Annotated in this window: 28 protein-coding genes and 1 tRNA gene; 10 read left to right on the top strand and 19 right to left on the bottom strand. The window is 68.1% G+C overall.

Annotation, left to right across the window (positions count from 1 at the left end; all coding sequences use genetic code 11):
* Positions 1–53: 53 nt before the first annotated feature.
* Complete coding sequence (locus WDZ97_RS09050; RefSeq protein WP_425762523.1) at positions 54–2,237, bottom strand: TonB-dependent receptor; 2,184 nt, start codon at positions 2,235–2,237, stop codon at positions 54–56.
* A 231-nt stretch (positions 2,238–2,468) separates the two neighbouring features.
* On the opposite strand from WDZ97_RS09050, the gene WDZ97_RS09045 reads away from it, so the two are divergent.
* Entirely contained in the window at positions 2,469–3,593 is a 1,125-nt protein-coding gene (locus tag WDZ97_RS09045; RefSeq protein WP_425762522.1) for a PepSY-associated TM helix domain-containing protein, read from the top strand.
* Entirely contained in the window at positions 3,590–3,766 is a 177-nt protein-coding gene (locus WDZ97_RS09040) for a hypothetical protein (protein ID WP_425762521.1), read from the top strand. The genes WDZ97_RS09045 and WDZ97_RS09040 overlap by 4 nt, the downstream gene beginning before the upstream one ends.
* Positions 3,767–3,801: 35 nt before the next feature.
* Here WDZ97_RS09040 and WDZ97_RS09035 read toward each other — a convergent pair whose 3' ends face one another.
* From WDZ97_RS09035 to fumC, 4 genes are all read right to left on the bottom strand, one after another.
* Positions 3,802–4,086 carry a hypothetical protein gene (locus tag WDZ97_RS09035; RefSeq protein WP_425762520.1) on the bottom strand — a complete coding sequence of 95 codons (285 nt, stop codon included), beginning with the start codon at positions 4,084–4,086 and terminating at the stop codon, positions 3,802–3,804.
* An 84-nt stretch (positions 4,087–4,170) separates the two neighbouring features.
* On the bottom strand, positions 4,171–4,590 hold the full coding sequence (locus WDZ97_RS09030; protein ID WP_304000871.1) for a YidB family protein: 420 nt from the start codon (positions 4,588–4,590) through the stop codon (positions 4,171–4,173).
* Positions 4,591–4,672: 82 nt separating this feature from the next.
* On the bottom strand, positions 4,673–4,939 hold the full coding sequence (locus WDZ97_RS09025; protein WP_304000872.1) for a DUF2789 domain-containing protein: 267 nt from the start codon (positions 4,937–4,939) through the stop codon (positions 4,673–4,675).
* 68 nt (positions 4,940–5,007) lie between these two features.
* A complete protein-coding gene (gene fumC, locus WDZ97_RS09020; protein ID WP_425762519.1) occupies positions 5,008–6,426 on the bottom strand; it encodes a class II fumarate hydratase in 1,419 nt (472 codons plus the stop codon).
* Positions 6,427–6,560: 134 nt separating this feature from the next.
* Here fumC and WDZ97_RS09015 point away from each other — a divergent pair, with 134 nt between their 5' ends.
* Together WDZ97_RS09015 and WDZ97_RS09010 are read left to right on the top strand one after the other, a co-directional pair.
* Complete coding sequence (locus WDZ97_RS09015; RefSeq protein WP_425762518.1) at positions 6,561–8,504, top strand: ATP-dependent DNA helicase; 1,944 nt, start codon at positions 6,561–6,563, stop codon at positions 8,502–8,504.
* A 266-nt stretch (positions 8,505–8,770) separates the two neighbouring features.
* On the top strand, positions 8,771–9,409 hold the full coding sequence (locus tag WDZ97_RS09010) for a hypothetical protein (protein WP_425762517.1): 639 nt from the start codon (positions 8,771–8,773) through the stop codon (positions 9,407–9,409).
* A gap of 6 nt (positions 9,410–9,415) precedes the next feature.
* Here WDZ97_RS09010 and WDZ97_RS09005 read toward each other — a convergent pair whose 3' ends face one another.
* Entirely contained in the window at positions 9,416–10,717 is a 1,302-nt protein-coding gene (locus WDZ97_RS09005; protein ID WP_425762516.1) for a tetratricopeptide repeat protein, read from the bottom strand.
* A 94-nt stretch (positions 10,718–10,811) separates the two neighbouring features.
* On the bottom strand, positions 10,812–11,063 hold the full coding sequence (locus WDZ97_RS09000; protein ID WP_020164020.1) for a hypothetical protein: 252 nt from the start codon (positions 11,061–11,063) through the stop codon (positions 10,812–10,814).
* Positions 11,064–11,188: 125 nt separating this feature from the next.
* Between WDZ97_RS09000 and WDZ97_RS08995 the strand changes: the two genes are divergently transcribed.
* A complete protein-coding gene (locus tag WDZ97_RS08995) occupies positions 11,189–11,848 on the top strand; it encodes an alpha/beta hydrolase (RefSeq protein WP_425762515.1) in 660 nt (219 codons plus the stop codon).
* Positions 11,849–11,950: 102 nt separating this feature from the next.
* Here WDZ97_RS08995 and WDZ97_RS08990 read toward each other — a convergent pair whose 3' ends face one another.
* Both WDZ97_RS08990 and WDZ97_RS08985 read right to left on the bottom strand, forming a co-directional pair.
* Positions 11,951–12,535, bottom strand: coding sequence for an IMPACT family protein (locus WDZ97_RS08990; RefSeq protein WP_425762514.1), 585 nt, complete (start codon positions 12,533–12,535; stop codon positions 11,951–11,953).
* A 47-nt stretch (positions 12,536–12,582) separates the two neighbouring features.
* Complete coding sequence (locus WDZ97_RS08985) at positions 12,583–12,750, bottom strand: hypothetical protein (RefSeq protein ID WP_425762513.1); 168 nt, start codon at positions 12,748–12,750, stop codon at positions 12,583–12,585.
* 176 nt (positions 12,751–12,926) lie between these two features.
* On the opposite strand from WDZ97_RS08985, the gene WDZ97_RS08980 reads away from it, so the two are divergent.
* Positions 12,927–14,321, top strand: a complete 1,395-nt coding sequence (locus WDZ97_RS08980; RefSeq protein WP_425762512.1) for a hypothetical protein — start codon at positions 12,927–12,929, stop codon at positions 14,319–14,321.
* A gap of 44 nt (positions 14,322–14,365) precedes the next feature.
* On the top strand, positions 14,366–14,743 hold the full coding sequence (locus WDZ97_RS08975) for a DUF423 domain-containing protein (RefSeq protein WP_425762511.1): 378 nt from the start codon (positions 14,366–14,368) through the stop codon (positions 14,741–14,743).
* 68 nt (positions 14,744–14,811) lie between these two features.
* Here WDZ97_RS08975 and WDZ97_RS08970 read toward each other — a convergent pair whose 3' ends face one another.
* Positions 14,812–15,078 carry a hypothetical protein gene (locus WDZ97_RS08970; RefSeq protein WP_304000887.1) on the bottom strand — a complete coding sequence of 89 codons (267 nt, stop codon included), beginning with the start codon at positions 15,076–15,078 and terminating at the stop codon, positions 14,812–14,814.
* Between the two features lie 143 nt (positions 15,079–15,221).
* Between WDZ97_RS08970 and serS the strand changes: the two genes are divergently transcribed.
* Both serS and WDZ97_RS08960 read left to right on the top strand, forming a co-directional pair.
* A complete protein-coding gene (serS, locus tag WDZ97_RS08965) occupies positions 15,222–16,502 on the top strand; it encodes a serine--tRNA ligase (protein WP_425762510.1) in 1,281 nt (426 codons plus the stop codon).
* A gap of 89 nt (positions 16,503–16,591) precedes the next feature.
* Positions 16,592–16,681: transfer RNA gene (locus WDZ97_RS08960), tRNA-Ser, on the top strand.
* 86 nt (positions 16,682–16,767) lie between these two features.
* Here the strand turns inward: WDZ97_RS08960 and WDZ97_RS08955 are convergent.
* The 6 genes from WDZ97_RS08955 to WDZ97_RS08930 form a co-directional block, all read right to left on the bottom strand.
* A complete protein-coding gene (locus tag WDZ97_RS08955; protein WP_425762509.1) occupies positions 16,768–17,247 on the bottom strand; it encodes a hemerythrin domain-containing protein in 480 nt (159 codons plus the stop codon).
* 142 nt (positions 17,248–17,389) lie between these two features.
* Complete coding sequence (locus WDZ97_RS08950) at positions 17,390–19,528, bottom strand: sensor domain-containing diguanylate cyclase (RefSeq protein ID WP_425762508.1); 2,139 nt, start codon at positions 19,526–19,528, stop codon at positions 17,390–17,392.
* A gap of 104 nt (positions 19,529–19,632) precedes the next feature.
* Positions 19,633–20,541 carry an NAD(P)-dependent methylenetetrahydromethanopterin dehydrogenase gene (locus WDZ97_RS08945; RefSeq protein WP_304000909.1) on the bottom strand — a complete coding sequence of 303 codons (909 nt, stop codon included), beginning with the start codon at positions 20,539–20,541 and terminating at the stop codon, positions 19,633–19,635.
* Between the two features lie 123 nt (positions 20,542–20,664).
* Positions 20,665–21,096 carry a hypothetical protein gene (locus WDZ97_RS08940; protein ID WP_304000910.1) on the bottom strand — a complete coding sequence of 144 codons (432 nt, stop codon included), beginning with the start codon at positions 21,094–21,096 and terminating at the stop codon, positions 20,665–20,667.
* Positions 21,097–21,100: 4 nt separating this feature from the next.
* On the bottom strand, positions 21,101–21,442 hold the full coding sequence (locus WDZ97_RS08935; protein WP_425762507.1) for a hypothetical protein: 342 nt from the start codon (positions 21,440–21,442) through the stop codon (positions 21,101–21,103).
* A complete protein-coding gene (locus WDZ97_RS08930; RefSeq protein ID WP_425762506.1) occupies positions 21,439–22,230 on the bottom strand; it encodes a peptidylprolyl isomerase in 792 nt (263 codons plus the stop codon). Before WDZ97_RS08930 ends, WDZ97_RS08935 begins: the two co-directional genes overlap by 4 nt.
* Before the next feature lie 216 nt (positions 22,231–22,446).
* On the opposite strand from WDZ97_RS08930, the gene WDZ97_RS08925 reads away from it, so the two are divergent.
* Positions 22,447–22,680, top strand: coding sequence for a hypothetical protein (locus WDZ97_RS08925; RefSeq protein ID WP_304000913.1), 234 nt, complete (start codon positions 22,447–22,449; stop codon positions 22,678–22,680).
* A 36-nt stretch (positions 22,681–22,716) separates the two neighbouring features.
* Here WDZ97_RS08925 and WDZ97_RS08920 read toward each other — a convergent pair whose 3' ends face one another.
* From WDZ97_RS08920 to WDZ97_RS08910, 3 genes are read right to left on the bottom strand one after another with little or no spacing between them, the layout of a single operon-like run.
* Positions 22,717–23,700, bottom strand: coding sequence for a S1 family peptidase (locus tag WDZ97_RS08920; RefSeq protein WP_425762505.1), 984 nt, complete (start codon positions 23,698–23,700; stop codon positions 22,717–22,719).
* Entirely contained in the window at positions 23,697–24,497 is an 801-nt protein-coding gene (locus tag WDZ97_RS08915) for a quinoprotein dehydrogenase-associated SoxYZ-like carrier (RefSeq protein WP_425762504.1), read from the bottom strand. The genes WDZ97_RS08920 and WDZ97_RS08915 overlap by 4 nt, the downstream gene beginning before the upstream one ends.
* Positions 24,497–25,027 carry an SRPBCC family protein gene (locus WDZ97_RS08910; protein WP_020164039.1) on the bottom strand — a complete coding sequence of 177 codons (531 nt, stop codon included), beginning with the start codon at positions 25,025–25,027 and terminating at the stop codon, positions 24,497–24,499. The genes WDZ97_RS08915 and WDZ97_RS08910 overlap by 1 nt, the downstream gene beginning before the upstream one ends.
* Positions 25,028–25,030 lie beyond the last annotated feature (3 nt).

Genomic DNA, 25,030 nt, shown 5'->3' with positions numbered 1-25,030 from the left:
ACCACCCCGGCAGGTCATGCTGGCGGGGTGGCGTCCAAGCGGGCTGTGTCCCGTCAGAAATCGACCGTGGCGCTGAGCATGGCGGTACGCGGCGCGCCCTGCACCAGGTAGCTGGAGCCGGGGTAGCCGCCAGCCGCCGCCCAGTAGGCGCGGTCGCTCACGTTGTCGACGCGGGCGCGGAAGGTGACGTCCTTGCCGGCGACCCGCGTGATGTAGCGTGCGCCGAGGTCGAAGCGCGTCCAGCTGGGGATGGACGCGGCGTTCTGCGCATCGAAGTACTGCGACGCGGTGTAGATGGTGCGTGCGTCCAGGCTCAGGCCGCGCAGCAGCGGCACATCCCACTCGACACCGACCGTGTATTGGGCCGACGGCACGCCGATCGCACGGTTGCCGTCGTTGGCGCCGCCGGCCGTGCGCTCCAGTTCGGCATCGATCCAGGTGGCGCCGCCGAGCAGGCGCAGGCCCTGCAGCGGTTCGCCGTACAGCGTCAGCTCGATGCCGGTGTTCTGCTGCTCGCCGCTGGCGCGGAACACGTTGTCGGCGCCGACGAAAGCACTCGGCAATTCGATCGAGAACACCGCCAGACCGGCGCCGAAGCGCTTGTCCTCGTACTTCACGCCGGCTTCCGTCTGTTTCGACACGAAGGGCGACAGTCGTTCGTTGGCATTGACCGCGGTGTTCGGCGCGGTGCCGCCACGGGTCAGTGCCTCGGCGTAGTTGGCGTACAGCGACATTTCCTGCGTGAGCTTGTATACCGCACCGACCGCTGGTGTGAGCTTGGTCTTGTCATAGGAGGTGCCGAACACCGCATAGTCGTTGTAGGGCACGTCGATGATCTTCTGCAGCCGCGCGCCAAGCGTGAGCAGCAGTCGGTCGTTGGCAAAGGCCATGGTGTCGGCGAGCGCCAGGCTGAAACTGCGGGTCTTCTGCTGTGTCTGGGGCGAGTTCAGTTCCGGATTGGCGGCACCCCCCGGTCGCGCCACCGGCTGCGGGTCGTAGAGGTTATCGACGAAGGCGGCGCCGAATTCGTTCTCGTTCTTCTCGGTGCGCCAGTGGCCGGCCATCGACGCCGTCAGGCGATGCTGGACCGCTCCCGTCGTCACCCGGGTGCGGATGCCGGCCTCGCCCGTTACCACCGTCTCGTCGCGGTAATTGTCGAAGCGGCTGGAGTTGATCGTGCCGCTCGAGTCGAGGAAGTGAAAGGGCAGCGAATTGCGTTCCTTGCCGCGGCGCGCGCCCACCGCCACCCAGGTGGTGGTGACGTCGCTCAGATCGAACTCGGCACGCACCGTGCCGAACACGGTCTGGTCGCCGGAGTAGATCCACGGCTGGGAGTAGTTCGACGACGCGCTCGGCGGCCGCGGGACGAATGTAAGACCGGCGCCGCGCAGCAGGCTGGGGCGGCCCTCGATCAGGTTCTGGTCCTGCATGCCCACGTCCGCCGACAGCCGGAAGTCGCGGCCGCGGTAATCCGCGCCCAGCGAGAACATTTCGAAGTCCTTGCGTTCGTTGTCGATGCCGGTGCCGCCGACGCGGCGAGCTGCATTGACGCGCAGGCCCAGCTCCTTGTTCTCGCCGAAGCGGCGCGCCACATCGGCCGCAAGGTAGTCCTGACCGCCGGTCTGCAGACCGTAGGTCAGGCGTGTCTGGTCTTCGTTCGGCGCGCGCTTGGGCACCAGATTAATCGAGCCACCGATGCCGCTTCCAGCCGTACCGCCGGGCGCCGCGCCGTTTACGAAGGTGTTGGCACCGCGCAGCACCTCGACCCGTTCGAGAAACTCGGTTGCCACGTACTGTCGCGGCAGCACGCCATACAGGCCGTTGTAGGCCATGTCGTCGGAAAACAGCGGGAAGCCGCGGATCACATACAGCTCCTGGAAGTTGCCGAAGCCGCGTGAAATGCGCACGGTCGGGTCATTGCGCAGCACTTCGGCGACGCCCGAGGCCTGCTGGTCTTCGATCAGCTGGCTTGTATAGGCGGTGGTGCTGAAGGGGGTGTCCAGCGTGCTCTGGTTGCCGAGAATGCCGATACGCGCACCCTTCGCCACCTGTCCTCCGGCGAAGGCGGGCGGCAGGCCGGCGGCCGATGCGTCGGCGCTGGCTTCGACCACCACCGGCGCCAGCGTGATCGGCGCCGACGGATCTTCGTTCTGCTGGGCGTGAGCGACGGTGCTGGCGAGCGCCGCCATGATGGCGAGCGCGAGGGGAGGGCGCGGGAAGGCTGGGGCGTTTTTCATTGCAGCGGAGGGCACGGTGTGCTGAGGTAGAATCGGAAGCGACGAATCGTATTACGAATCGTTCTTGTTTTTGTGTCGTTTGCGACTTTTTGCACACCGTTGCGGCGCGCTGTTGTATCCCTGCTACCCCAAGTCCGGCCCCGTCCATCGATGAAATCCGTTACGCCCGGCACCGCCACGGCTTCCTGTACGACCGCGGTACGACCCCGCGCCACCGCGCTGCAGCGATGGGTGTGGGTGCACAAATGGTCAAGTCTGGTGTGCACGCTGTTCATGCTGCTGTTGTGTATGACCGGCCTGCCACTGGTTTTCTATCACGAGATCGACCACGCCCTCGGCAAGCACATCGAGGCGCCGGAAATGCCCGCCGGCACCGCGCATCTGCCGGTGGATCGCATCGTCGACGCGGCGCGCCGCCACCACCCGGATCTGGTGCCGCTCTACCTTTTCAAGGAAGAGGACGAGCCGGACATGTGGGTGGTCAAGATGGACACCCGGCCCGACACCGACGAGACACAGGCGAAGTTCTCGGTGGTCGATGCGCGCACCGGCGAAGTCCTCGGCGAGCCCCGTTTCGACGAAGGTTTCATGCACCTGATGTACCGGCTGCACGTCGACCTGTTCGCCGGTCTGGCCGGCCGGCTGTTCCTCGGCTTCATGGGCCTGCTGCTGGTCGTCGCGCTGGTCAGTGGCGTCGTGCTGTATGCCCCGTTCATGCGCAAGCTGGATTTCGGCGAGGTGCGCCACGGCCGTTCGACAAAGCTGTGGTGGCTGGACATGCACAACATGCTGGGCATCGTCACCGTCACCTGGGCGCTGGTGGTGGGGGGCACCGGCGTCATCAACACCTGGGCCGACCTGATCCTGAAGGCCTGGCAGGCGGAACAGGTGGCCGCGCTGAAGACCGCCGGGGCCGGCGCTGCGCCCGGCGGCCGCGCCGCGCCGCTGCAGTCGCTGGTCGACGCCGCACTGGCCGCTGAGCCGGGCATGGCCGTCGCCACCGTCGCGTTTCCTGGCACGCTGCTATCTACGCCCTCGCACTACGCCGTCTTCCTGCACGGCGACACGCCGCTCACCGCCAAACTGTTGAAGGCCACGCTGGTCGACCCGGTCAGTGCGGCGGTGATCGAAACGAAACCGCGCCCCTGGTACGCCACCGCGCTGCTGGTGTCGCAGCCGCTGCACTTCGGCGATTACGGCGGCCTGCCGCTGAAGATACTGTGGGCGCTGCTCGACCTCGTCACCGTCGTCGTGCTGTGGAGCGGGCTCGTGCTGTGGTGGCGCAAGCACAGGCATGCCGCTGCGGTGCCCGCCAGCACCGCGCAGGCCGCGACCACCGCGCGAGGTGGCGCATGAAGGGTGCGAAATCGAATGCCGCCATCTTCCGCTGGCCGCTGCTGATCGCCGTACTTACCGCCGTCGGCCTGCTGGCGGCCCTGGTCGGCGACGAAGCCTCGGACGCCTTGTCGTGGGCGCTGCTGGCGGTGCCGGTGGGGCTTTGCGGGTATTTCAGTCTCGCCAGGCGATGAGCCGACGGCGTCGCGCTCGTCAAAACAGTGCTCTGTCAGGGCGAGGCCTTGCGTCTCGCTGTACGCACCAGATTGACCACGGCAATCAGCAGGCAACCCAGCGCCGGCAGGCACCACACGAACGCCGCGTCGGTATGCACGGTTTGCGTTGCCGCGTCGTAGTGGCGGCCGAGTTCATTGAAGTCGATCCTGAGGTAACGCGAGTACCAGAGCCAGAAGAACGGCAGCGACGCCGCGAGCGGCAGAACGACCCCGGGGGACAGAATCCGTCGTGATCGTGGCCGGCTCTTGGATGTCATGGTGAGATCGGTGGGCGTCATCGGTTGCCGATCGCCTGCGGGTGTTCGGCCTGGTCCGGGCTGCCGCGGCGGAACTTGCTGGTGGCCTCCACCGCGACAAGGATGCTACGACTTCAGCAGCCCACCCAGCATCCCCATCGCTGCCTGCAGCGCATCCCCTTCGGGCGCCTTGCCGTCGGGCGACAACTTGTCGATCAGTTGCGGCAGCAGGCTGGCGAGGCCGGAGGACACTTCCTGCGAGGACATGCCGACTTGCTGGGCGACGCCGCCGATCTGTTCGGCGCCGAACACGGCCTTGATCTGGTCGCCGGAGATCGGCAGGTTGGGGCCGGAACCCAGCCACGAGGCGATCACTTCGCCCAGGCCGCCCTGCTGGAACTTGGCGATCAGGCCCTGGATGCCGCCGATCTGCGGGCTGTTGATCAGGCTCATCGCGGCCTGGATCAGTGCGGCATTGCCGCCAGCGCCGGATTGTCCGCCGAGCGCGCCGGCCACCTGTCCTGCGATCGAGTCGAAAAGCCCCATGTCCGTCTCCTTCGTTGAGTGAAGACGCAAGGCTACGCCAGCCGCGTAGAGGTTGCTCGTGCGGCGGGTGGGGCGGACGGCGTCAGACGCAGTGGCGCCGCCAACCCTTGCCCTGCGGGGCGTGCATTTCGGCGTTCAGCGAGTCTACGGTGTCTGACCAGTCGGCGTCCTGGTTCAGCGCGTCGCGCAGGAAGGCGGCCTGCGCGGGACTCCAGAAGGTGGCTTCGTGCAGCTTGGTACCGTTGTCAATCGGGCCGAACAGCGCGATGAAGCCCTCGATCGATTGCGGGTCGCTCGGCAGGCCGAGCTGGTCGAACAGGTCTTCCATTGAATGCGGCGTGATGTCCATGACGATCTCCTGTCGGTGAGTAGATGCTGCTCCTGATCGGAATGTCCGGTGGGCAGATGGTTCCGTTCTCATTGTGCGCGCTCGCCCACCATCGCGCCGGGCTGTACCCACTGATCGAACTGTTCGCCGCTCACGTCGCCCGAGGCGAGCGCCGCCTCGCGCAAGGTCAGGCCTTCGCGGTGGGCGCGGGCGGCGATCTTCGCCGCGCGGTCGTAGCCGATGTGCGACACCAGCGCGGTCACCAGCATCAGCGACTGCTGCATCAGCGTCTCGATGCGCTCGCGCCGCGCTTCGATGCCGGCGACGCAGTGGGTGTCGAAACTGCGCATGCCGTCGGCGAGCAGGCGGATGCTCTGCAGCACGGCGCCGGCAATCAGCGGCTTGTAGACGTTCAGTTCGAAGTTGCCCGAGGCGGCGCCCAGCGTGACCGCGACGTCGTTGCCCATGACCTGTGCGCACAGCATGGTGAGCGCTTCGCACTGGGTCGGGTTCACCTTGCCCGGCATGATGGAACTGCCGGGCTCGTTCTCCGGCAGCGCCAGTTCGCCGAGGCCACAGCGCGGGCCGGATGCGAGCCAGCGGATGTCGTTGGCGATCTTGCTCAGCGCGACGGCCAGTGTCTTCAGCGCGCCGTGCAGCGCCACCAGCGGCTCGTGCCCGGCCAGTGCGGCGAAGGGGTTGTCGGCACGCACGAAGGGCAGGCCGGTGCCATCGGCCAGCTTGTTCGCCACCCGCGTGCCGAATTCCGGATGGGTGTTCAGGCCGGTGCCGACCGCGGTACCGCCTATCGCCAGCGCATGTACGGCCGGCAGTGCCGCGACGATGGCCGAGCGGGCCAGCGCGAGCTGGGCCGCGTAACCGGAGAATTCCTGCCCCAGCGTCAGCGGCGTGGCGTCCTGCAGATGGGTGCGGCCGATCTTGACGATGTCCGCGAAAGCGACCGCCTTGTCGGCCAGCTGCGCGTGCAGCGCGTCGAGTGCCGGCATCAGTGCGCGCCGGACGGCGTAGGCGGCGGCCACGTGCATCGCCGTCGGAAACACGTCGTTCGACGACTGGCCCATGTTCACGTCGTCGTTCGGGTGCAGCGTCCGCGCCTCGCCACAGTCGCCGCCCATCAGCTGCGAGCCGCGGTTGGCCAGCACCTCGTTCATATTCATATTGGTCTGCGTGCCGGAGCCGGTCTGCCACAGCGACAGCGGAAACTCGTCGTCATGCTGGCCGGCGAGCACCTCGTCGGCGGCTGCGACGATGGCGGTCATGCGCTCGGCCGGCAGCTTGCCCAGCCGGCCATTGGCCAGCGCCGCCGCGCGCTTGACCGCGGCCAGTGCGTGTATCAGTTCGCGCGGCATGCGTTCGGTCGAGATGGCGAAGTGCTGCAGCGAGCGCTGTGTCTGCGCGCCCCACAGGCGGTCCGCCGGCACCTCGATCGGGCCGAAGGAATCGTGTTCGGTGCGGGTGACGACAGGCGGCTGCGTGGCGGTATCCATGGCGGTCTCTTTTCGAAGCCAGTTTTCAGGATAGGACATGACGGCGCCACGGTCCGACCGGCGGATGTGGGGACGACGGCGCTGCGGTACACTCCGGGCCGGTTTCAGCCGTCTTCCGCACTTCATTCCTCTCCGTGTCCGACATTCCCGCCACCTTTGCACCCGACGGCCCGCTGGCCCGCGCCATCCCCGGTTTTACGCCGCGCACGCAGCAGACCGAAATGGCCGAACGCGTGGCCCAGGCCATCGCCGACCGCAGCGTGCTGGTGGTCGAGGCGGGCACCGGCACCGGCAAGACCTACGCCTATCTGGTGCCGGCGCTGCTGTCCGGCGCCAAGGTAATCGTGTCTACCGGCACCAAGACGCTGCAGGACCAGCTCTACGGCCGTGACCTGCCCACCGTGCGCGGTGCGCTCGGCGTGCCGGTCAGCATCGCGCTGCTCAAGGGGCGCGCCAACTACCTGTGCCACTACCACCTCGAACGCTCGCTGCAGGAGGGCCGTTTCGGCTCGCGTGAAGACGCCTCTCACCTGCAGGCCATTGCCCGCTGGGCCAAGGTGACCAGCACCGGCGACAAGGCGCAGTGCAGCGAGGTGCCGGAAGAGTCGGGTGCCTGGTCGCATGCGACCTCTACGCGCGACAACTGCCTCGGCCAGGACTGTCCGAACGCCAAGGAATGCTTCGTCACCGCCGCGCGCCGCGAGGCGATGGAGGCTGACGTGGTGGTGGTGAACCATCATCTGTTCTTCGCCGACCTGATGCTGCGCGACGAGGGCGTGGCCGAACTGCTGCCGGCCTGCAACGCCGTCGTGTTCGACGAAGCGCACCAGCTCGCCGAGACCGCCAGCCTGTTTTTCGGCGAATCGGTATCGACCTCGCAGATGCTCGAGCTGGCGCGCGACACCCGCGCCGAGGCGCTGGTCGGCGCAAAGGATTTCAAGCAGCTGCCGGAATCGGCCGAGCGCATGGTGAAGGCGGTGCGCGATCTGCGACTGGTATTCCGCGAGGAGAACGTGCGGCTGTCGGCGGCGCAGATCGACGAACGCCCGGCCTTCGCCCCGGCGCTGGCCACCGTGCTGGAGGCGCTGAACGAACTGGCCGGTCTGCTGGAAACGCAGGCGGCGCGCAGCGAAGGGCTGGAGAAGTGCTGGCAGCGCGCGCTCGACCTGATCGCCCGCGTCGAGCGCTGGCAGGCCGGCGAGAAAGCGGGCGAGCAGTCGGACCGCGTGCGCTGGGCCGAGGTCTATACGCAGGCGCTGGCGCTCAATGCCACACCGCTGTCGGTGGCCGACATCTTCCGCCGGCAGATGGAAGACAACCCGCGTGCCTGGATATTCACCTCGGCCACGCTGTCGGTCGGCAACGACTTCGGCCACTACTGCGGCGAACTGGGCCTGCACAACGCCGAAACCGCGCAGTGGGGCAGCCCCTTCGCCTACGAACAGCAGGCGCTGCTGTATGCGCCCGAGAACATGCCCGAGCCGTCGGCGCCGACCTATGCCGAAGCCGTGGCGCGCGCTGCCTGGCCGCTGATCAAGGCCTGCCGCGGCGGCGTGTTCGTGCTGTGCACCTCGCTGCGCGCGATGAAGCGCATCCACGAACTGATCGAGGACAAGCTGTCGGCCTGGGACCCGGAGCGGCCGCTGCTGATGCAGGGCCAGGCCACCCGCAGCGAACTGCTGGACCGCCACCGCGCCGCCGGCAATGCCGTGCTGGTCGCCAGCCAGAGCTTCTGGGAAGGCGTGGACGTGCGCGGCGATGCGCTGCAGCTGGTCATCATCGACAAGCTGCCCTTCGCACCGCCGGACGATCCGGTGCTGTCGGCCCGCATCGAACACCTGAAGCGGCAGGGGCGCAACGCCTTTTCCGAGTATCAGCTGCCGCATGCGGTGATCAGCATGAAGCAGGGCGCCGGCCGCCTCATCCGCGACGAAAGCGATCACGGCGTGCTGATGGTGTGCGACCCACGGCTGGTCGAGAAGCACTATGGCAAGGTGATCTGGCGCAGCCTGCCGCCGATGCGCCGGACCCGCAGTGCCGACGTCGCGGTGCAGTTTCTCGAAAGTCTCGCCGGCTGACAGCAGGCGGGGATCGGAGCCGGCGGCCCGCAGCGGCCGCGTCGCGGCCAAGGCCGCTCCGACAGGGTGAGGTGCCCGCGCGGCGGCCGGGGCCGGGGGCGAGGTGCTGTAGGAGGGGTCTTCTGACCCCGACAGCCGCCTGAACCGAAGCCTGCGTCGGCTGCATCGCGGCCGACGCCGCTCTGGCGATACCGGGCGCTTGCTTCACGTCATGAACGCAGGCGCCGCGGCGTGCCACACTGCGCGCCGTGTGATCGGGAGGCGGTGTGTTCGCAATCGAAATCTGTCTGCTGCTGCTTGCGCTCGGCGTCAGCGCGCTCATGCGGCCCTGGCGCATGCTGGTCGGGCCGCTCGGTGCGCCGTGGGCGGCTTCGCTGGTGGTGCTGTCGCTGCTGTGGGTGCTGCCGCAGATGCTGCCGAACGGCATATCGATCCAGCTTTCGGGCGCCTGCCTTCTCGTGCTCATGTTCGGCTGGCCGCTCGCGGTGATCGAGCTGGTGCTGGTCGCGCTGGCGGTGTGGACGCTCGGCGACCTCGGTTTTGCTGCGGTGCTGTCGCAGCTGGTGTGGATAGGTCTGGTGCCGGCCACACTCGCACTGGCGCTGGGCGAGGCCTTGCGCCGCGGACTGCCGGCGCATCCCTTCATCTATGTGCTGGGGCGCGGCTTCATCGGTACCGCGATGAGCATCTTTGCGGCCGGTGCGGCCTACGAATTCATCCACCACCTGCTTGGCGGCGTCGCCGTCGAGCACGCACTGGTCGCGCGCTGGCTGATGGCCTGGGGCGACGCCTTCCTGACCGGCATGCTGGTGGCGGTCTTCGTCGCCTTCGTGCCGGAGTGGCTGGCCACCTGGTCGGACCAGCGCTACCTCGGGTCGCCGCCCCCGCCGCCGTCTTCTTCCTGAGCGCGCTCAGGCGCTGCGCACACGCGGCGCGTCCGGCTCAGGTTTCGCGAACGCACGCTCGGCGCGCAGGGCTTCGGCCAGCGCCCGCTGACCGTCGCGTTGCGCCGCCTCGATCAGCGTTAGATCGATGATGTCGCGCTGCGCGTGACTGCCACCGAAGCGGTGCGACACGTGGCGGATCGGCCGCAGCAGGCGCACGGTGCTGGCGTAGTCGCCCTCGCCGAAGGCGGCGATGGCGCGCGTGGCGGCACGGCCGACCTCGGCGATGAAACCGGCGTTGTCGCCTTCGCCGGCCAGCGCCAATTCCTGCGCGTCGATCAGGCTGCGCATCTGCGCGGTGCGGCCGGTGGCGGCGAAAGCCATCATCGCGTGCATGTCGCTGAAGGCGTAAAGACTTCGCCCGGCCATCGGTGCCCAGCGTTCGGCCACCGCCTGCCAGCGTTCGCCGACATCGATGCCGCGCAGGTGCAGGCGCCACAGCAGCGCCGACATGTCGATGAAGTCGAACACCAGACCCGGTGCGCGGCCGAATACGGCGTCGTCGAACAGCGCGAGCACGTCGTCGATTTCGTCGAGGCCGAGGTGGAACAGCGCCAGGTGCCAGTGGTTATGCACGGCGAGGAAACTGTCCTGCGCCCAGGCCTGCGGTGCGGCGCGCATCCAGGCGATGCCGTCGCGGCGACGGCCCTGCATCTCCATCACATGCGCGACGGCATGCTGCGCCCAGCCGTCACGCGGCTGGATCTCGACCGCCTGCCGGCCATAGCGTTCGGCGCGCAGGTAGTCACCGGTCTCTTCCAGTCCGAAAGCCAGCATGCCGGCCACCGCGTGCCAGGCGGGCATGTCCATGCTCCAGGCCGGAAGCGCGCGGGCGATGCGATCGCGCAGCATGCGCGAGTCGCCGAGCAGGAAGTCGCATTGCTGGCCGGCCTGCAGCGCCAGCACGTCGAGAGGATGATCGATTGCGACGTCTTCGAGCACGCGCGCGGCGGCGCGCCAGCGGCCCTCGGTCATCAGCGCGACCGCACGCAGGTGGCGGCTTTCGCGCTCGTTTGCAGGCAGCTTCGCCGCCGTGGCGTGGGCGGCAGCTGCAACCTGAATGCCGGCCGGCTCGGTGCCGAGCAGGTGCAGATAGGCACGCAGCACGTGGCCCATCACCATGTCCGGCGCCTCGGTGAGCGCGCGGTCGATGGTGGCGACCGGGTCGCCGATGAAACAGCGCAGCTCGTGCTCGGCCTGTTCCAGCAGTTCGATGCTGCGGGCGGTGGCACCGGTGACCGCAAGGCCGGCGGGGTTGTTCAGGGACATCGTTTCACTCCTGTGGTGGTTGAACACAGGCGTATCTACGTGCTCCGCTGCGGACTGGAGACAGGCGGGGCGTGACCGGCGTCACGCCCGGTCTTCATTGTTGATAGGCCAGTTCGAGGTCGGTGTCGAGTTCGATCACGCAGTCGAGCACGCGGCTGGTGAGCGTCTCGTCGTCGTCGGTCCACATCGAATCGGGCTCGTCGTCGCGGGTGGACAGCGGTGCGATGTCGAAATCGACGAACTGGTCGCCGATCTTCAGCACCGTCATGCCGGAAGCGTGGTCGGCCAGGGTCCAGTCGTCCGGCACCTGCAGCTCGGCGGTCACGCGTACGGTCAGTGTCTTCATGTGAATCTCCGGTTGATGAGGCGGCACTTTAGCGCGCATGGGCGACAGTGGGGCGATTCCTTGCGCTGACACGCCTCGGCCCGGTGTCGGCTAGCATGCGCGATTGTCCGAAACCGCACTCCCTCATGTCCGTCAATCTGATCGAACTCGAAAGCGGCGATTCGCCGGTCGCCACCGTCATCGTGCTGCATGGCCTGGGCGCCGACGGCAACGACTTCGTGCCGGTGTGCCGGCGGCTGGATCTCGACGCGGTCGGTCCGGTGCGTTTCGTGCTGCCCGACGCGCCGGAACGCCCGGTCACGCGTAACGGCGGTTACATCATGCGCGCCTGGTTCGACCTCTACGCGCCGGGCGCCGGGCAGGAAGCCGAAGCCGACGTGCGCGCGTCGCAGGGGCTGGTCGATGCGCTGATCGCACGCGAGGTCGAACGCGGCGTGCCGGCGTCGCGCATCGTGCTGATGGGGTTCTCGCAGGGCTGCGCGATGGCGCTGTTCGCCGGTCTGCGGCACGCGGAGCGGCTGGCCGGCATCGTCGGGCTCTCAGGCTATCTGCCGCTGGCGGCATCGACCGCCGATGAGCGCAGCGAAGCGAACGCCGACGTGCCGGTCTTTCTGGCGCACGGCTCGCAGGACGGCGTGGTCACGATCGACCGCGCACTGGCCACGCGCGAGGTGCTCGATGCGCTGGCCGTGCCGTACGAGTGGCACACCTACGACATCGACCACGAGGTGAGCATCGAGGAAATCCGCGACATCAACCGCTGGCTGCTGCGCGTGCTGGCCTGACGGCGCTGCCGTCCGCGCAAGCGCCTTTGCGAACGCGATGCGTGCATCGATTGCGGGTGCTTGACCCAGCGCGGTGTCTGATCAGAGGCACGGCCCTTCAGATCAATCCACCCAGCCTATCCGCCCCTGTCCCGCGTCGTTGAGCCGGGCGATGAACGGAGCCGCGTCGGGCTCCGGCAGGCTGATCGTCATCGCGACCACGGAATCGTGGGCGACGTCCACCAGCGTGGCGCGGGCGGCGTCGATTTCGCGCCGCACCGTGCCTTCGAGCGCATAGGGCAGGGTGCAGCGGAGCGTGCGCAGCTTCGTCAGCGGCACCTTGACCGCACCGGTCAGCGCCGACGCGACCGCGTCGGTGTAGGCACGCACCAGACCGCCGGCGCCGAGGTTGATGCCGCCGTAGTAGCGCACGACGGTGGCCAGCACGCCTTCCAGATCCTGATGGCGCAGCACTTCCAGCATCGGCCGGCCGGCCGTTCCGCTGGGCTCGCCGTCATCGACCGCCGCCGACTGGCCGCCGGCCAGCAGCGCCCAGCAGACGTGGGTCGCACCCGGGTGCTGGCGCCACAGTTCGAGCACGCGCGCCTGCGCCGAAGCGCGGTCGCGCATCGGCTCGACGCAGCCGATGAAGCGGCTTTTCTTGATCGTGAGGTCGCTGTGGACCGCGCTGGCGAGGGTGTTCGGCATGGGGCGGCAAGCTTAGCGCAGTGCGTCCCCGGCCGGGCTTCAATGCGTCAGAGCATGGCCTCCTGCTCGCCCTTCTCGTCATGCTCCAGCATCCAGTGCGCGAGGCTGTCCAGCACCGGCGGCAACCTCGCATCGATCAGTGCCGCGAGCCGTTCGCGGTCGCGCGCGGTGACCGCCCGGCGCACCGGAAGCGCCGCGAGGCTGTCGGCCGACATCGACCAAGGCGTCCATTCTAGCCCCGCCTCTTGCCACGGCATCGCCGCGTGCTGCGCGATCGCGATGCCATCCGGTTCGCAGGCGATGCGCCGCCGCGGCTGTACGGGGCGAACGCCCTTGCGTATGCTCCGCGCGTGGCCAACGCGCGGTTGGCGATGCTCCGGGGGAGAGCGGAATGCGTGGCATGTTCGTGTTGATGGCGCTCTGTGGCGCGCTGAGTGGCGCGGCGCAGGCTCAGACCGATTGGCTGTCGGGCATGCCGACGGCGAAGCAGGTGGAGTCGGCAGTGCAGGGGCGCAGCGAGCGCGACACCGCGGCGCAGACGAGCGCGGTGCTGCAGATCATGGACGGCGTGGTGCAGAGCCTGTCGCCCAAGCCTTTCGATGCGGACCGGCTGGCGCCGGACGTGAAGCGCCGCCTCGGCGAGTACCGCGCCGCACGCGAGCGCATCGACGCGCGCGAGATGGCGAAGTTCTCCGGCAGCAGCTGCGAGGGCGATCATTGCGAGAAATACCTCTATCCGCGCTGCCAGCAGAAATACGTCTTCTCGCCTGAGTTCTACCGCGTGGTCATGGATCGCCACTTCGCGCCCGAGTGGCAGCGCAGCTGGGTGCCGAAAGTGCATGGCACCTTGTGGCAGCGCGCGCTGAAGCTGCCCGCCGGTACGACCTTGCCGGCCGGCTTCGGCGACGGACCGCCGTGCTCCGGGCGGGTGGCCGGCGCCGATTACAGCGAACCGGGCATACTCGATTACGCCACGGCCGGTGCCGACATCGGCCTCGATCTCTTTGCCAGTCTGCTGGTCGGTGACGTGCGCACCTATCGCAAGCCGCGCGAGCTGTTCGACGATGTGATGCCCGGACTGCTGCTGGCCGCCGGCGCGGCGGTGATTCTGATCGTGCTGGCGCTGCGCCAGACCCTGCGCGACGTGTCACTGGACCGCGGCAATGCGCGCAAGCTCGTGTCGTCGGTGCCTTATGAGCTGGATCTTTTCGCCGGCGACATCCACGGTTACAGCCGCGGCATCGAAACCATCACTACGGTCAGTGGCGGACAGAACAACACGCCGGTCACCAGTTCGTCGCGCAGCGTGCTGCACGAACGCTTTTTCCTGGTCGGCCCGGTCGGCGGTGAGGTGGAAGTGAAACTGACCGACGCCGACTCCGGCGCACGCGACGGCCACCGGATGACCGCCGCGTGGATACAGAAGCCGGGTAAGACCGGCGGACCGTGGCTGTTCATGCGCAACCACACGATGCGCACCACGATGTGGTTCGGCAACAATGCGAAGAAGCCCTACGGGCTGCGCAGCTGGCCGGTGTGGGCGCTGGCCGCACTGTTCGTCGGCACCTGCATCTGGATCGGTGTGCGAGCCGACACACTGCGTGTCGTCAGCGATGGCTGGGACGTGATCGGCCATCTGCTCCTGTGGTTCGGCATGCCGGCGCTGCTTGTGGTCAGTTCGCTCTTCATGTGGATCTACGCGGTGCGCAACCGGCGGCTGGCGCGCTTCCGCCGCGAGGTGGACGAACGACTGATCCCCGAACTCGATCGCGCCGCCGGCATCTGAGTAGCCGCCGTCGCGCGCCCCTTTCCGCTTCCTGGATCTTTCCGATGTCTGCCGATGCCCGCCGTTTTCTTTTCTTCGCCGCCCTGACCGGCGCACTCGCCGTGATGCTCGGCGCCTTCGGTGCGCATGCACTGAAAGCGCGGCTGGACGAGAACATGCTCGCCGTGTGGCAGACCGCAGTGCAGTACCACTTCTGGCACGCGCTGGCGCTCGGGCTGGTCGGCCTGCTGGCCATTCACCTGCGTGATTCAGGGGCGCTGCGCGTTGCCGGCTGGTTGATGCTGCTGGGCATCGTCGTGTTCAGCGGCAGTCTTTACGCGATGGCATTGAGCGGTGTGCGCGCACTCGGCATGGTGACGCCCCTGGGCGGCCTCGCCTTCATCGCCGGCTGGCTGGCGCTGGCCCTTGCGGTCCGGCGCTGAGTAGCAGAGGGCGTCACGTGACTGCTCGCCCGCCGGGCCAAGGCCGGGCCGCGGGCCGCGAGGTGTGCTCAGTGCAGTTCGGGCCGGTGCACCGCGCAGAAGCGCTCGACCGCTGCCCTGGTGCGCGCCCGCTGCTCCATGTCTAGACGCTGCGCGGCCTGCTTCTCGGCATCCTGCAGGATGCGCAGCATCAGGTCGGCGCCGCCGTCGCTCTGCAGCATGGCGCCCGCCAGCGTGGCGGCGAGCATGGTCGGCAGACCGGTGTAGTCGGCGAGTACACCGACCTCCAGTTCGCTCAGATTGCTGTGATCGAGACAGTCGCGCAGTGACAACATGACATTCGCGTGAAAGGAGTGGGGCCCAGGCACTATACCGCCCCGGACGGCGGTCGCTGTTAGAATTTTGCGTTGCAATGTGACGACGGCTGCCGGATGCGGAGGCCGCTCACATCCGTTCCATCAGCCACAGGTTTCATTTCATGCTAGACGCCCAACTGCTGCGCAGCCAGCTCGCTTACGTTCAGGAACGACTCGCCCTGCGTGGCTACACGCTCGACGTCGCCCGCTTCCAGGCCCTGGAGGAGGAGCGCAAGCGCATCCAGACCGACACCCAGGACCTGCAGGCAAAGCGCAACGCCGCGTCGAAGCAGATCGGCCAGCTCAAGGCCAAGGGCGAGGACACGTCGGCGGTGATGGCCGAGGTGGCGGGGCTGGGCGACGCGCTGAAAGCGGGCGAAGAACGCCTCGCCGCGCTGCTGGCCGACATCCAGGCCTTCGTCGCCTCGCTGCCCAATCTGCCGCACGAGTCGGTGCCGGTCGGAAAGTCCGAGGCGGACAACGTCGAGGTGCTGCGCTGGGGCACGCCGCGCAGCTTCGATTTCGAGGTGAAGGACCACGTGGACGTCGGCACCGCGCTCGGCGGCCTCGACTTTGAAACGGCGACCAAGATCAGCGGCGCGCGCTTCACGCTGCTGCGCGCCGGCATCGCCCGCATGCACCGCGCGCTCGCCCAGTTCATGCTCGACACGCACACCACCGAACACGGCTACACCGAGCTGTACGCGCCCTATATGGTCAACGCCGACAGCATGTTCGGGACCGGTCAGCTGCCGAAGTTCGAGGAAGACCTGTTCGCCGTGCCGCGCGGCGATGGCGGCAAGTTCTACCTGATCCCGACCGCCGAAGTGCCGGTCACCAATATCGTGCGCGACACCGTGCAGCCGGCCGCCGGCCTGCCGCTCAAATTCGTCTGCCACACGCCTTGCTTCCGTTCGGAAGCCGGCTCCTACGGCCGCGACACGCGCGGCATGATCCGCCAGCACCAGTTCGACAAGGTCGAGCTGGTACAGATCGTGACCCCGGACCGCTCGTGGGACGCGCTGGAAGAACTGACCGGTCACGCCGAAACCATCCTGCGCCGGCTCGGACTGCCTTACCGCAAGGTGGCGCTCTGCACCGGCGACATGGGTTTCGGCGCCGCCAAGACCTACGACCTCGAAGTGTGGCTGCCGGCGCAGAACACCTACCGCGAAATCTCGTCCTGCTCGAACTTCGAGAGTTTCCAGGCTCGCCGCATGCAGGCGCGCTTCAAGAACGAGCAGGGCAAGAACGAACTCCTGCACACGCTGAACGGCTCCGGCCTCGCGGTCGGTCGCACGCTGGTGGCGATCCTGGAGAACTACCAGCAGGCCGACGGTTCGGTCGTCGTGCCGGAAGCGCTGCGCCCGTGGATGGGCGGCGTCGAGCGCCTCGGCGCCTGACACGCAAAAATCGCGCCGACGCTTTCCGCCGGCGCGACCCCTGTGCTACACTGCGCGCCGCTTCGCGACCACGAAGTTTGCAGTAACCCGGAGAGGTGGCAGAGTGGTCGAATGTACCTGACTCGAAATCAGGCGTAGGCGCAAGTCTACCGTGGGTTCGAATCCCACCCTCTCCGCCAGACACCACACAAAAAAGCGCCTCTCGGGGCGCTTTTTTGTTGCCCACTCGGCACGTTGTCCGGCAGCCGCAACGCGGAGTCGTTGCTCACTGCGCGACGGCCGAAAGCAGTTCTTCCTTGCGCTGTTTCATCTGCTCGCCCAGTTCCGAAAGGTCGAGATCGGTATCCTTCACCTTCGGGAACATTTCGTTCTGTTCTTCTTTCACGTGATGCTTCACGTACTCGGAGAGCACTTTCACCTTTGCGTCGTACATCTCGCCGTCCGGTTCGACGTCCTTGATCTGCGCGATCAGGTCTTTCAATGACGCGTGCTCCACGGTCGCCTCGGGCACCAGCTCCTTGTCCTTGAGTGCAGCTTTTACAGCCGGATAGAAGATTTCCTCTTCGATCTGCGCGTGCACGTCGAGCTCCGTACAGATTTCATGCACGAGCTTTTTCTTCTGTGTGCTCGTGCGGGCGGCCTCGTATTGTTCGAACAGTTCGCTGACGTGCTTGTGGTCGGCGCGAAGAAGGGTCAGCGCCTCCTGCGATTTGCGCGGGGATGAGTTTGACGAATCGGCCTTCATGTCGGGAATCTCCGGTCAGTAGATGGGATGTGTGCGAGGAGCCTGGGCGGCGCCCGCCGGCATTCGCTAGCAAAGCGGGTGCCTTGCGCGCCGCGGATGGCTCACATCCTCTTGATCGGGCTGCGGGGCCGGTCGTGCGCGCCTAGGTCGCGTCGTTGCACGGCCCGGCGGCGTATTCGACCCGGTTGCGGCCGCCGCTCTTGGCGCGATAGAGCGCTTCGTCGGCCTTGCGCAGCAGAGCCGAGAAATCGAGGCAGTCGGGCATCAGTTCGCCGATGCCTATGCTCAACGTGTAGTGCGCCGGCTGACCGTCGAGTTCGGGCGGGTTCTCTGCGACGCGCTCCATCAGGCGCTCGGCGAAGGCGCGCGCGCCGTCCAGTGCGGTGTGCGGGAGCAGTACGGCGAATTCCTCGCCGCCGAGGCGACCTGCGCTGTCCGAATCGCGCAGCAGGCTGGACAGAATGATGGCGAAGCCACACAGCACGGCGTCGCCGCCGGCGTGGCCGAAATGGTCGTTGATGCGCTTGAAGTGGTCGAGGTCCGCCATCAGCACGGTGAGCGGTGTTTCGTAGCGCTGGGCGCGCACGAATTCCTCTTCGGCCACTTCGAAGAAATGGCGGCGGTTGGCGAGGCCAGTCAGTGCGTCGGTATTGGCCAGGATGCGCACCGCCTCTTCGGCCAGCTTGATGCGCGTGATGTTCTCGTGGCTGAGCAGCACGCGTTCGCGTGCCGGGTCCATCGGCGTCACCTTCAGGCTGAACCACTGCCGCTCGTGCGGCGCGTGGCAGGCGTACTCCATCTGGAACAGCGCCGACCGGCCGAGCATGACCGACAGGATGCCTTCGCAGGCGGCCTCTGCGTGAGGCGCCTCGTCGCGGTCGCAGCGGGCGAGGGCGTCGAGGTAGTTCACGCCGACGAAGGTCATGTTGCCGGTGTAGCCGCCGCGCTCGGCAAAGGCGCGCCAGCTGGAATTCGTCTCGACGATGACGCCGCGTTTGTCGAGCACGGCAACGTGGGCGGTGATGGCGTTCAGCGCTGCCGTTTTGAGCTGACGGTCGGCATCGCGCTCGGCTTCGAGCCGGCTGCGGTCGGTGATGTCGACGAACATGACGACGATCTGGCGCAGACGGTGCTGGGTGTCGAACTCGGGATAGGCGTGGACCAGCGCCCAGAGCGTATCTGCGTCGTCGTGACGGACGCCGACCACGACGTCGTTCATTTCCTTGCCCGAGGCGAGCACACGGCGCACCAGGTCGCGTTCTGGTGCCAGCGCCTCGCCGCTCGGGTCGATGAACTGGCAGCCCAGCTGGGCGATCGTGCGACCGGCGAGCAGCGCCGAATCCATGCGCAGGATGCGGCAGGCTTCTGGATTGCCGTACAGGATGCGGGCGTCGGGTGCGCAGACCAGCACGGCGGCGTGCAGGTTGTGCATCAGCAGGCGGTGACGCAGTTCGCTGTCGGCCAGTGCGGTCTGCGCCAGGTGGCGGTCGTGGACGTCCTCGATCACCGCGATGAAGTGCGAGGGGGCGCCCATCTCATCGAGCAGCAGAGAAATCGTCAGACGCGCCCAGGTGGCGGTACCACTCTTGTGCAGCAGGCGCTTCTCGATCGAGTAGGTGGTCTGTTCGCCGTTGCGCACGCAGCGCAGCGGGTGAATGTCCAGCGAAATGTCTTCCGGATGGGTGATGGCCTCCATCGTCAGCGCGCGCAGTTCGCTGGCGCGAAAGCCGAGGATGTCGCACAGCTTCGGGTTGACGCGCAGGAAGCGGCCTTCGAGGTCCATCAGTGCGATGCCGACGGCGGCCTGGTCGAACGTGCCGCGGAAGCGCTGCTCGCTCTCGCGCAATGCGTGTTCGGCGAGCTTGCGGCCCGACATGTCGCGCACGATGCCGAGCACGCAGCGCTGGCCATCGAACACGACGCGGCTGGCGTTCAGTTCGATCGGCAGTTCGCGCCGGCCGCCCTTCATGCGGAAGCGCAGTTCGTAGCGCCCGGGCGGTTCCTCGCCTTCGCCGATCCGTTGCCGGAAGCGCTGCACCCACAGTTCGAGGAAATCCGGCGCCACCACCGCTTCGAAACCGAGTCCGACGAAGTCGTCGTGCTCGTAGCCGAGCATGCGTGGCAGCGCCGCGTTGGCGAAGATGAAGCGGTAGTCGCGGGCGATGAACACGCCGTCCGACATGCGGTCGAGCAGGGTGCGGAATACCGCACCGTCGGCACCGGTACCCTGACCGATGACGGTTTCCGTGCCCGTAATGCTCAGCCTCGGATTGCTGTCCACGCCGTACGCACCTCCATCCGCAGCATGCGGCGCCTCCGGGCGCCGACCCGCCGGCCGCCTATGGTGCGCTTGTCACGCGCGCCATGACAAGCGGTCGGTTTCGCTCAGGCGGGCTTGCTCTGCGCCAGCTCCTGCAGCGCATACGCATACGCTTCGGGGAAGTCGATCAGGGCCGGCGACGCGCCGGTCTGTATCGAGCGATACAGACCGAACTGCGTCTTGTACTTCAGGCTGCCGATCGCCAGCGGGCCAATGCTGAGGAAGCGGGCCGGGCCGACTTCGACCGGAATCGCACGGTCGTTCACACCGATGCCTTCGATGCCCGACGGCGGCACGGCGTTGGTGTCGGCACAGGCGATCAGCTTGCCGCCGGCCTCCAGCACTTCGGCGTCGAGAATGCGGATGCCGGCCTTGGCGGCGCTGACGGCAATCTCGCTGTCAGCGACCACATTGACCTTGTCGCGGTGGGTTTCGGCGGACACCCATTCGACCTTGGCGTTGTAGCGTTCGCAGAAGCGCAGCGCCGCCTTGGAATCGTCGTCCGCGGTGAGCTGGCAGAGGCGCGCCTTCGCGCCCTGGCGTGCGGCGAGGATGGCGGTGCACAGGCCGACCGGGCCGGTGCCGAAAACGGATACGGTGCGACCGGCCAGTCCGGAGCCGGTGCTGGCATTGACGGCCTTCTCGACCAGCGCGACCACGGCGGCCGAGGTGGTGTAGGCACCGTTGGGGTCGGCGAACACGCCGACCTGGAAGTCGCCGACCATGGCGCTCTTGGCCGACTGGAACATGTCGGTCGCCATATGCACGTCACGGCCGCCGATGAAGATGCCGGTGTCGTTGAAGCGGTTGGGCGGGCGACAGAAGATGGCGTCCTGTACCAGCGCAGTCACGTTCTCCGGGCGGATGCCGGTGAGCGGTATCACCTGGTCGAAGCCTGCGTCGGCGGCGATGGTCACGTCGAACGGGCTGATATTGCTGCCCGGCACCAGGAAATAGAGTATGCGTTGGGTCATCTTGTTGTCTCCTCGCTCCACCATGGCGTGTGGCTGTCGCCGCACCGCGCGGGATGCTGCGGCGCACGGCGTACAGACCAGTCATATCGACGGCGGGGGACGACAACTTGAGTCGGCGGGCCTTCAGTCCCCGGACGCGCGGCAGGCGGCCTGCGGCGCGTCGCTGACGCCGAAGTCACCGATCGCCCAGGCGAGCCGCGTGCCGTGGGTGCGGTTGAACGCGTCCATCCAGGTCTCGACGGCGTCGCTCAGCGACCGGGCGCCCGGGCTGTCCGGGCGCAGGAAGTCGGCGTGCGGCACCGCGCGGGTCAGCCGCATCACCTGTTCGGCAATGCCCTGCATGAAGGCGTCGACCGGCAGCCCGGCCGGGGCGGCTTCGCCCCGGGCCACCTCGACGCCCGGTCGGGCGAGCAGGCTCAGCGTGTGGCCGTCCTGTGTGCAGGCGCGGATCAGCCGGTCGGTGCCGGCGCGCACGTAGGCGCGCTCGGGCGGCTCGTCCGCCTGTGCGCCGGTCGTCGCCGCGACCAGCAGAATGAGTGCAAGTGACTGTTTCATCGATTCATTGTGTTTCGCCGGTCGGCAGGAAGCGGGCGTCGACCACTGTCCAGCGCTGTGCGCCGGAGCGGGTTTCGGAACAGCCGAGCTGCCTGACGCTGCCGTCCGGTGGCAGGTCGTGGCGGCTGCGGTCGGCGGTCAGCACTTCGAGGTACCAGCGCTCGACCCACACCCGCAGTGTGCGGCTGCGGTCGCGATTGCGCAGGCCAGTCATCGTGCCGCCCAGCTGCACGCACTGAGCTTCGGGCTCGGCCACCCATTCGAGCGCGGCGCGTGCTGCGTGATCGACGTCGCTGGCCGCGGCCGTGGCCGAGCACAGCGCCAGCAGTGACCAGGCGGCCCTCACTTCACCACCGCGCGCGCCTGCAGTTCCTTCACATAGCTGCGCCATTTCTGTTCGATCAGCGACTCGACGATGCGCGGCTTCACGTCCTCGAAGCGCGGCGGCTGCGCCGGGCGCACGTCCTCCAGCCGGATCAGGTGCCAGCCGGCGCCGCTGCGCACCGGGGCGTCGCCCACCTTGCCGCGCGTCATCTGCGGCAGCACGGCGGCGAATTCGGGCGAGAACTGCCCCTCCGACGTCCATTCGAGCAGGCCGCCGGCCGGCGCGCTGTCGCTGTCCTTCGAGTGGGCCTTCGCCAGATCCTCGAAGCGCGCGCCCTTGCCCAGCTGCTCCTGCAGCGATTTCGCCTGTGCTTCGTCGGCGACCAGGATGTGGCGCACCCGGTATTCGCGCTCGCCGGCGCGACTCGACAGCGTGTCGTACATCTTGCGCACTTCGGCGTCGGCCGGCTGCGTGTTCAGGAAGAAGTCCTCGCGCAGCGCGTTCAGCAGCGCCTGCTGGCGCATGAATTCGATGCGCGTCTTCAGCGCTTCGCTGCGGCCGAGCTTGCGCTCCGCCTCCTGCGCCAGCACCTCGCGTCCGATCAGTTCCTCGCGCGCCTGGCGCGACAGGTCGGGCGAGGCCGGGCGGCCCTGGCGAATCTGTTCCTTGATGATGAAGTCGAGCTGGGCGCGCGGTACTGGCCGGCCATTGACCGTGGCAACGGTGTCGGTGGCGGCGGCGGCCGGCAGGGCGACGAGTGTGGCAAGGGCGGTGGCGAGGGCGGTAGCGAGCAGACGGCTGCGATGCATGGCTTCGATGTGCGGACGTGTGACGGAAAAGGAAAGCACTATCCGCGACTCCGGACGCCGTTGCAGGCGGTGTCTGCCCCGGATTCCGGTGAGGATGTCCCGATGGCCCCCGGCCGTCTTTCGCTGCGGGGGCTTGTTGCGGCGCACGAAAGGATTACGCTGTCGGTTCTCGTAAACACCCGCTGCTCACGAGGCGGCGGTACAGGGAGAACCCTTATGTCCAAGCACCAGAAAACCTTCGAACTCACGATCCGCCACATCGACCTGATCGAGGACGCCCTGCGCGACAAGATCGGCTGTCTGGCCCAGGTCGCGGTCGCCAGCGGCGACGTGGCCGCGAGCGCCAGCAACGACGCGCTGATTCACGAACTGAACGAGCTGCTCGGCAGCCTGCACAACCAGAAGATCTTCTACAGCCAGGTCAACCGGACCGGCGTACCGGCGGGCTGAGCCTGCCCAGGCGAGTCAACGCGCCGCCCGGCGGCTTCAGTCGCCGCGCGGCAGCGGACGCAGCCGTGCCAGCGCCGTCGTGCTGGCGGCGACGGCTTCGTCCAGTCCTTCGCTGCGCGCCCAGGCGGCGATGCGCGTCAGTTCGATCTCGCTGTCGCGCGCGCGGTCGAGCGCCTGCTGCAGGCACTGCGTCATGCGCGCCGGCCGCGCCAGTGCGCGCGCAGCGCGGGCGCACATCAGCGCGGCGGCCGGCGCGTGCGGCTCGGCCTCCATCCACTCGTCGGCCATCTGCGCCACCGTCGGCCAGTCCTTGCGCGACAGCGGCTCGAGCAGGCGCATGAACCAGGGCTGATGTGCCGGCAACTGCGCCCACAGCGCCGAGCCGGGCAGCGGCTTCGGTGCCTCTTCGGTGCGTTCGCGCAGGCGGTCGGTCCAGTCGGCCGGCATCGCGAAATACTCGGTGCGGCCGGCGCTGGTCAGGAAGGTGGTGATGCCGATCAGCCGGCCTTCCTCGTCGAACAGGCCGCCGCCGCTGGCGCCCTGCAGGAAGCCGGCCGAGGTCTGGATGACGTGACTGCCGCCCGCCGCGTGCAGATCGACGACGAGGCCGCGCGCGAAGTGTGCTTCCATGCCGCCCGAGTAGCCGTGGGCGAGCACGCGTTCGCCCAGCGTCAGGCTGCGGGTCGGGCGCAGCTCGACCGCCGGGTAGGGCAGCGGCTCGGCGGTGCGCAGCAGGCAGAGGTCGCGCGACACGTCGGCACGCTGGCCGACCACCGCGTGCCGCGCCAGCCCGCGCGACAGCACGATGATGCGGGCATGGCGCGTGACGTGGCAGTTGGTGAGCACGCTGTCCGGTCCGATCACGACGGCCGAGCCGACTGACAGATTGTCGTCGTCGCCCAGCGCCGACACCTTCAGCACCGCGCGCGACATCTTCGTCATGGCTTCGGCCGACGGTGCGGCGCGGGTCGCGGCGGAGGCGCCGATACAGGTCGCGGCGATCAGCAGCCGGCGCTTCACGGCGTGGCGGCGTCCGGTGGGAAACGTGCTTCGAAGTGGCGTTCTCGACTGTCGCCGACCTGCACGTCGAGGCGGCGCGCATCGGCGGCGATGCCGAAACGCAGATAGGGATTGCGGCTGATCGAGATGTCGAGTTCGGCGTCGAGCAGCGGGCGACCGTCCTGCAGCAGACGCAGTTCGCGTACGTAGTCGGCGGCGATATAGCCGCGCGTGTCCAGATCGACTTCGAGGCCGGAGTGGTTCGGGTGGCGGATGCGCAGTTCGACCTCGCTGCGCCCGCCTGCCGTGTCGAAGCGGCGCATCGACATGCGGCCGATCGCCGCCTCGCCGTCGTCTGCCGGACCCATCGGCGCCGAACAGCCGCCGGCGGCGCGCACGAAGTGCTCGGCCATGAAGAGCCGGCCGTCGTCGGTTTCGCCGATCGCGCGCACCATGGTGTAGCGCTCGACGCGCAGCCGCGTCTCGATGCTGCCGACCACCGCGTCGTGCAGCGTGAAGCGCGCGGCGAGCGGCGACGGGTTCTCGTCGACCAGCAGCCACAGCGTGCGCAGTGCGCCGCCCGCCGGGCCCACGTGCAGTGCGACCGGCACCATCGAAGCGTCTTCGGCGCGGTCCGGCGCTTCGAGCGCCAGCACGGCGCTGTCGGTGTGCAAGCGGCGCTCGCCGAACAGCGCGCTGCGCACTTTCGGCCAGGCCGCATCGGCCGACGCCGGCGGCAGCGCGCCGACGAACAGCGACACCGCCAGCAGCCAGCGCGCCGGCGAGGTCGCCGCCCGCAGTGTGGGCAGCGCGTTCATCAGGGTTTGGCGGATGCTTCGATCTGCGTGCGCACCGCGTCGAGTCCGGGGCGCATCAGCGCGCGCAGCGCCTTCACCGCGCTCTCGTCGTCCATGCCGGCGGCCGGATCGTTGCCGGTGTCGGCGCGGTAGCCGCGCGCCTGCCACACCAGCTTGCTGCCGCTGCCTTCGGCCTTGACGGTGAGCCGGCCGGAGTAGGAACTGACCGGCAGCACGGCCGGGTCGGCGTTGCCGGAGCGGTAGTTCATGCTCATCGCGGCCGCGTCGTAGTCGTCGAGCTGTTCGGTCACGGTGCCGGTCGGCAGCGTCAGCGTGCGGGTCGAACCGGCTTCGTTGCCGCGGTCGGCCGACGAGGCCTTGATCGCCGGATTCCACTTCGCAATGCCGGCGAAGTCGCCGACCACGGCCCATACGGCGGCCGGCGGCGCGGCGATGACGACCGACTCGTCTATCTTCTGCGGCGTCGGTCCGTGCGCCACGGCGAGCGGTGCGAACAGTGCGAAGGTGAGAACGGACAGCGGGGCTTTCATGGA

The sequence above is a fragment of the Methyloversatilis sp. MC4-4 genome, assembly GCF_049843555.1.
Classification (GTDB): domain Bacteria; phylum Pseudomonadota; class Gammaproteobacteria; order Burkholderiales; family Rhodocyclaceae; genus Methyloversatilis; species Methyloversatilis discipulorum_B.
Note: the sequence above shows the minus strand (reverse complement) of the source record. Positions and strands in the feature narration are given on the sequence as shown.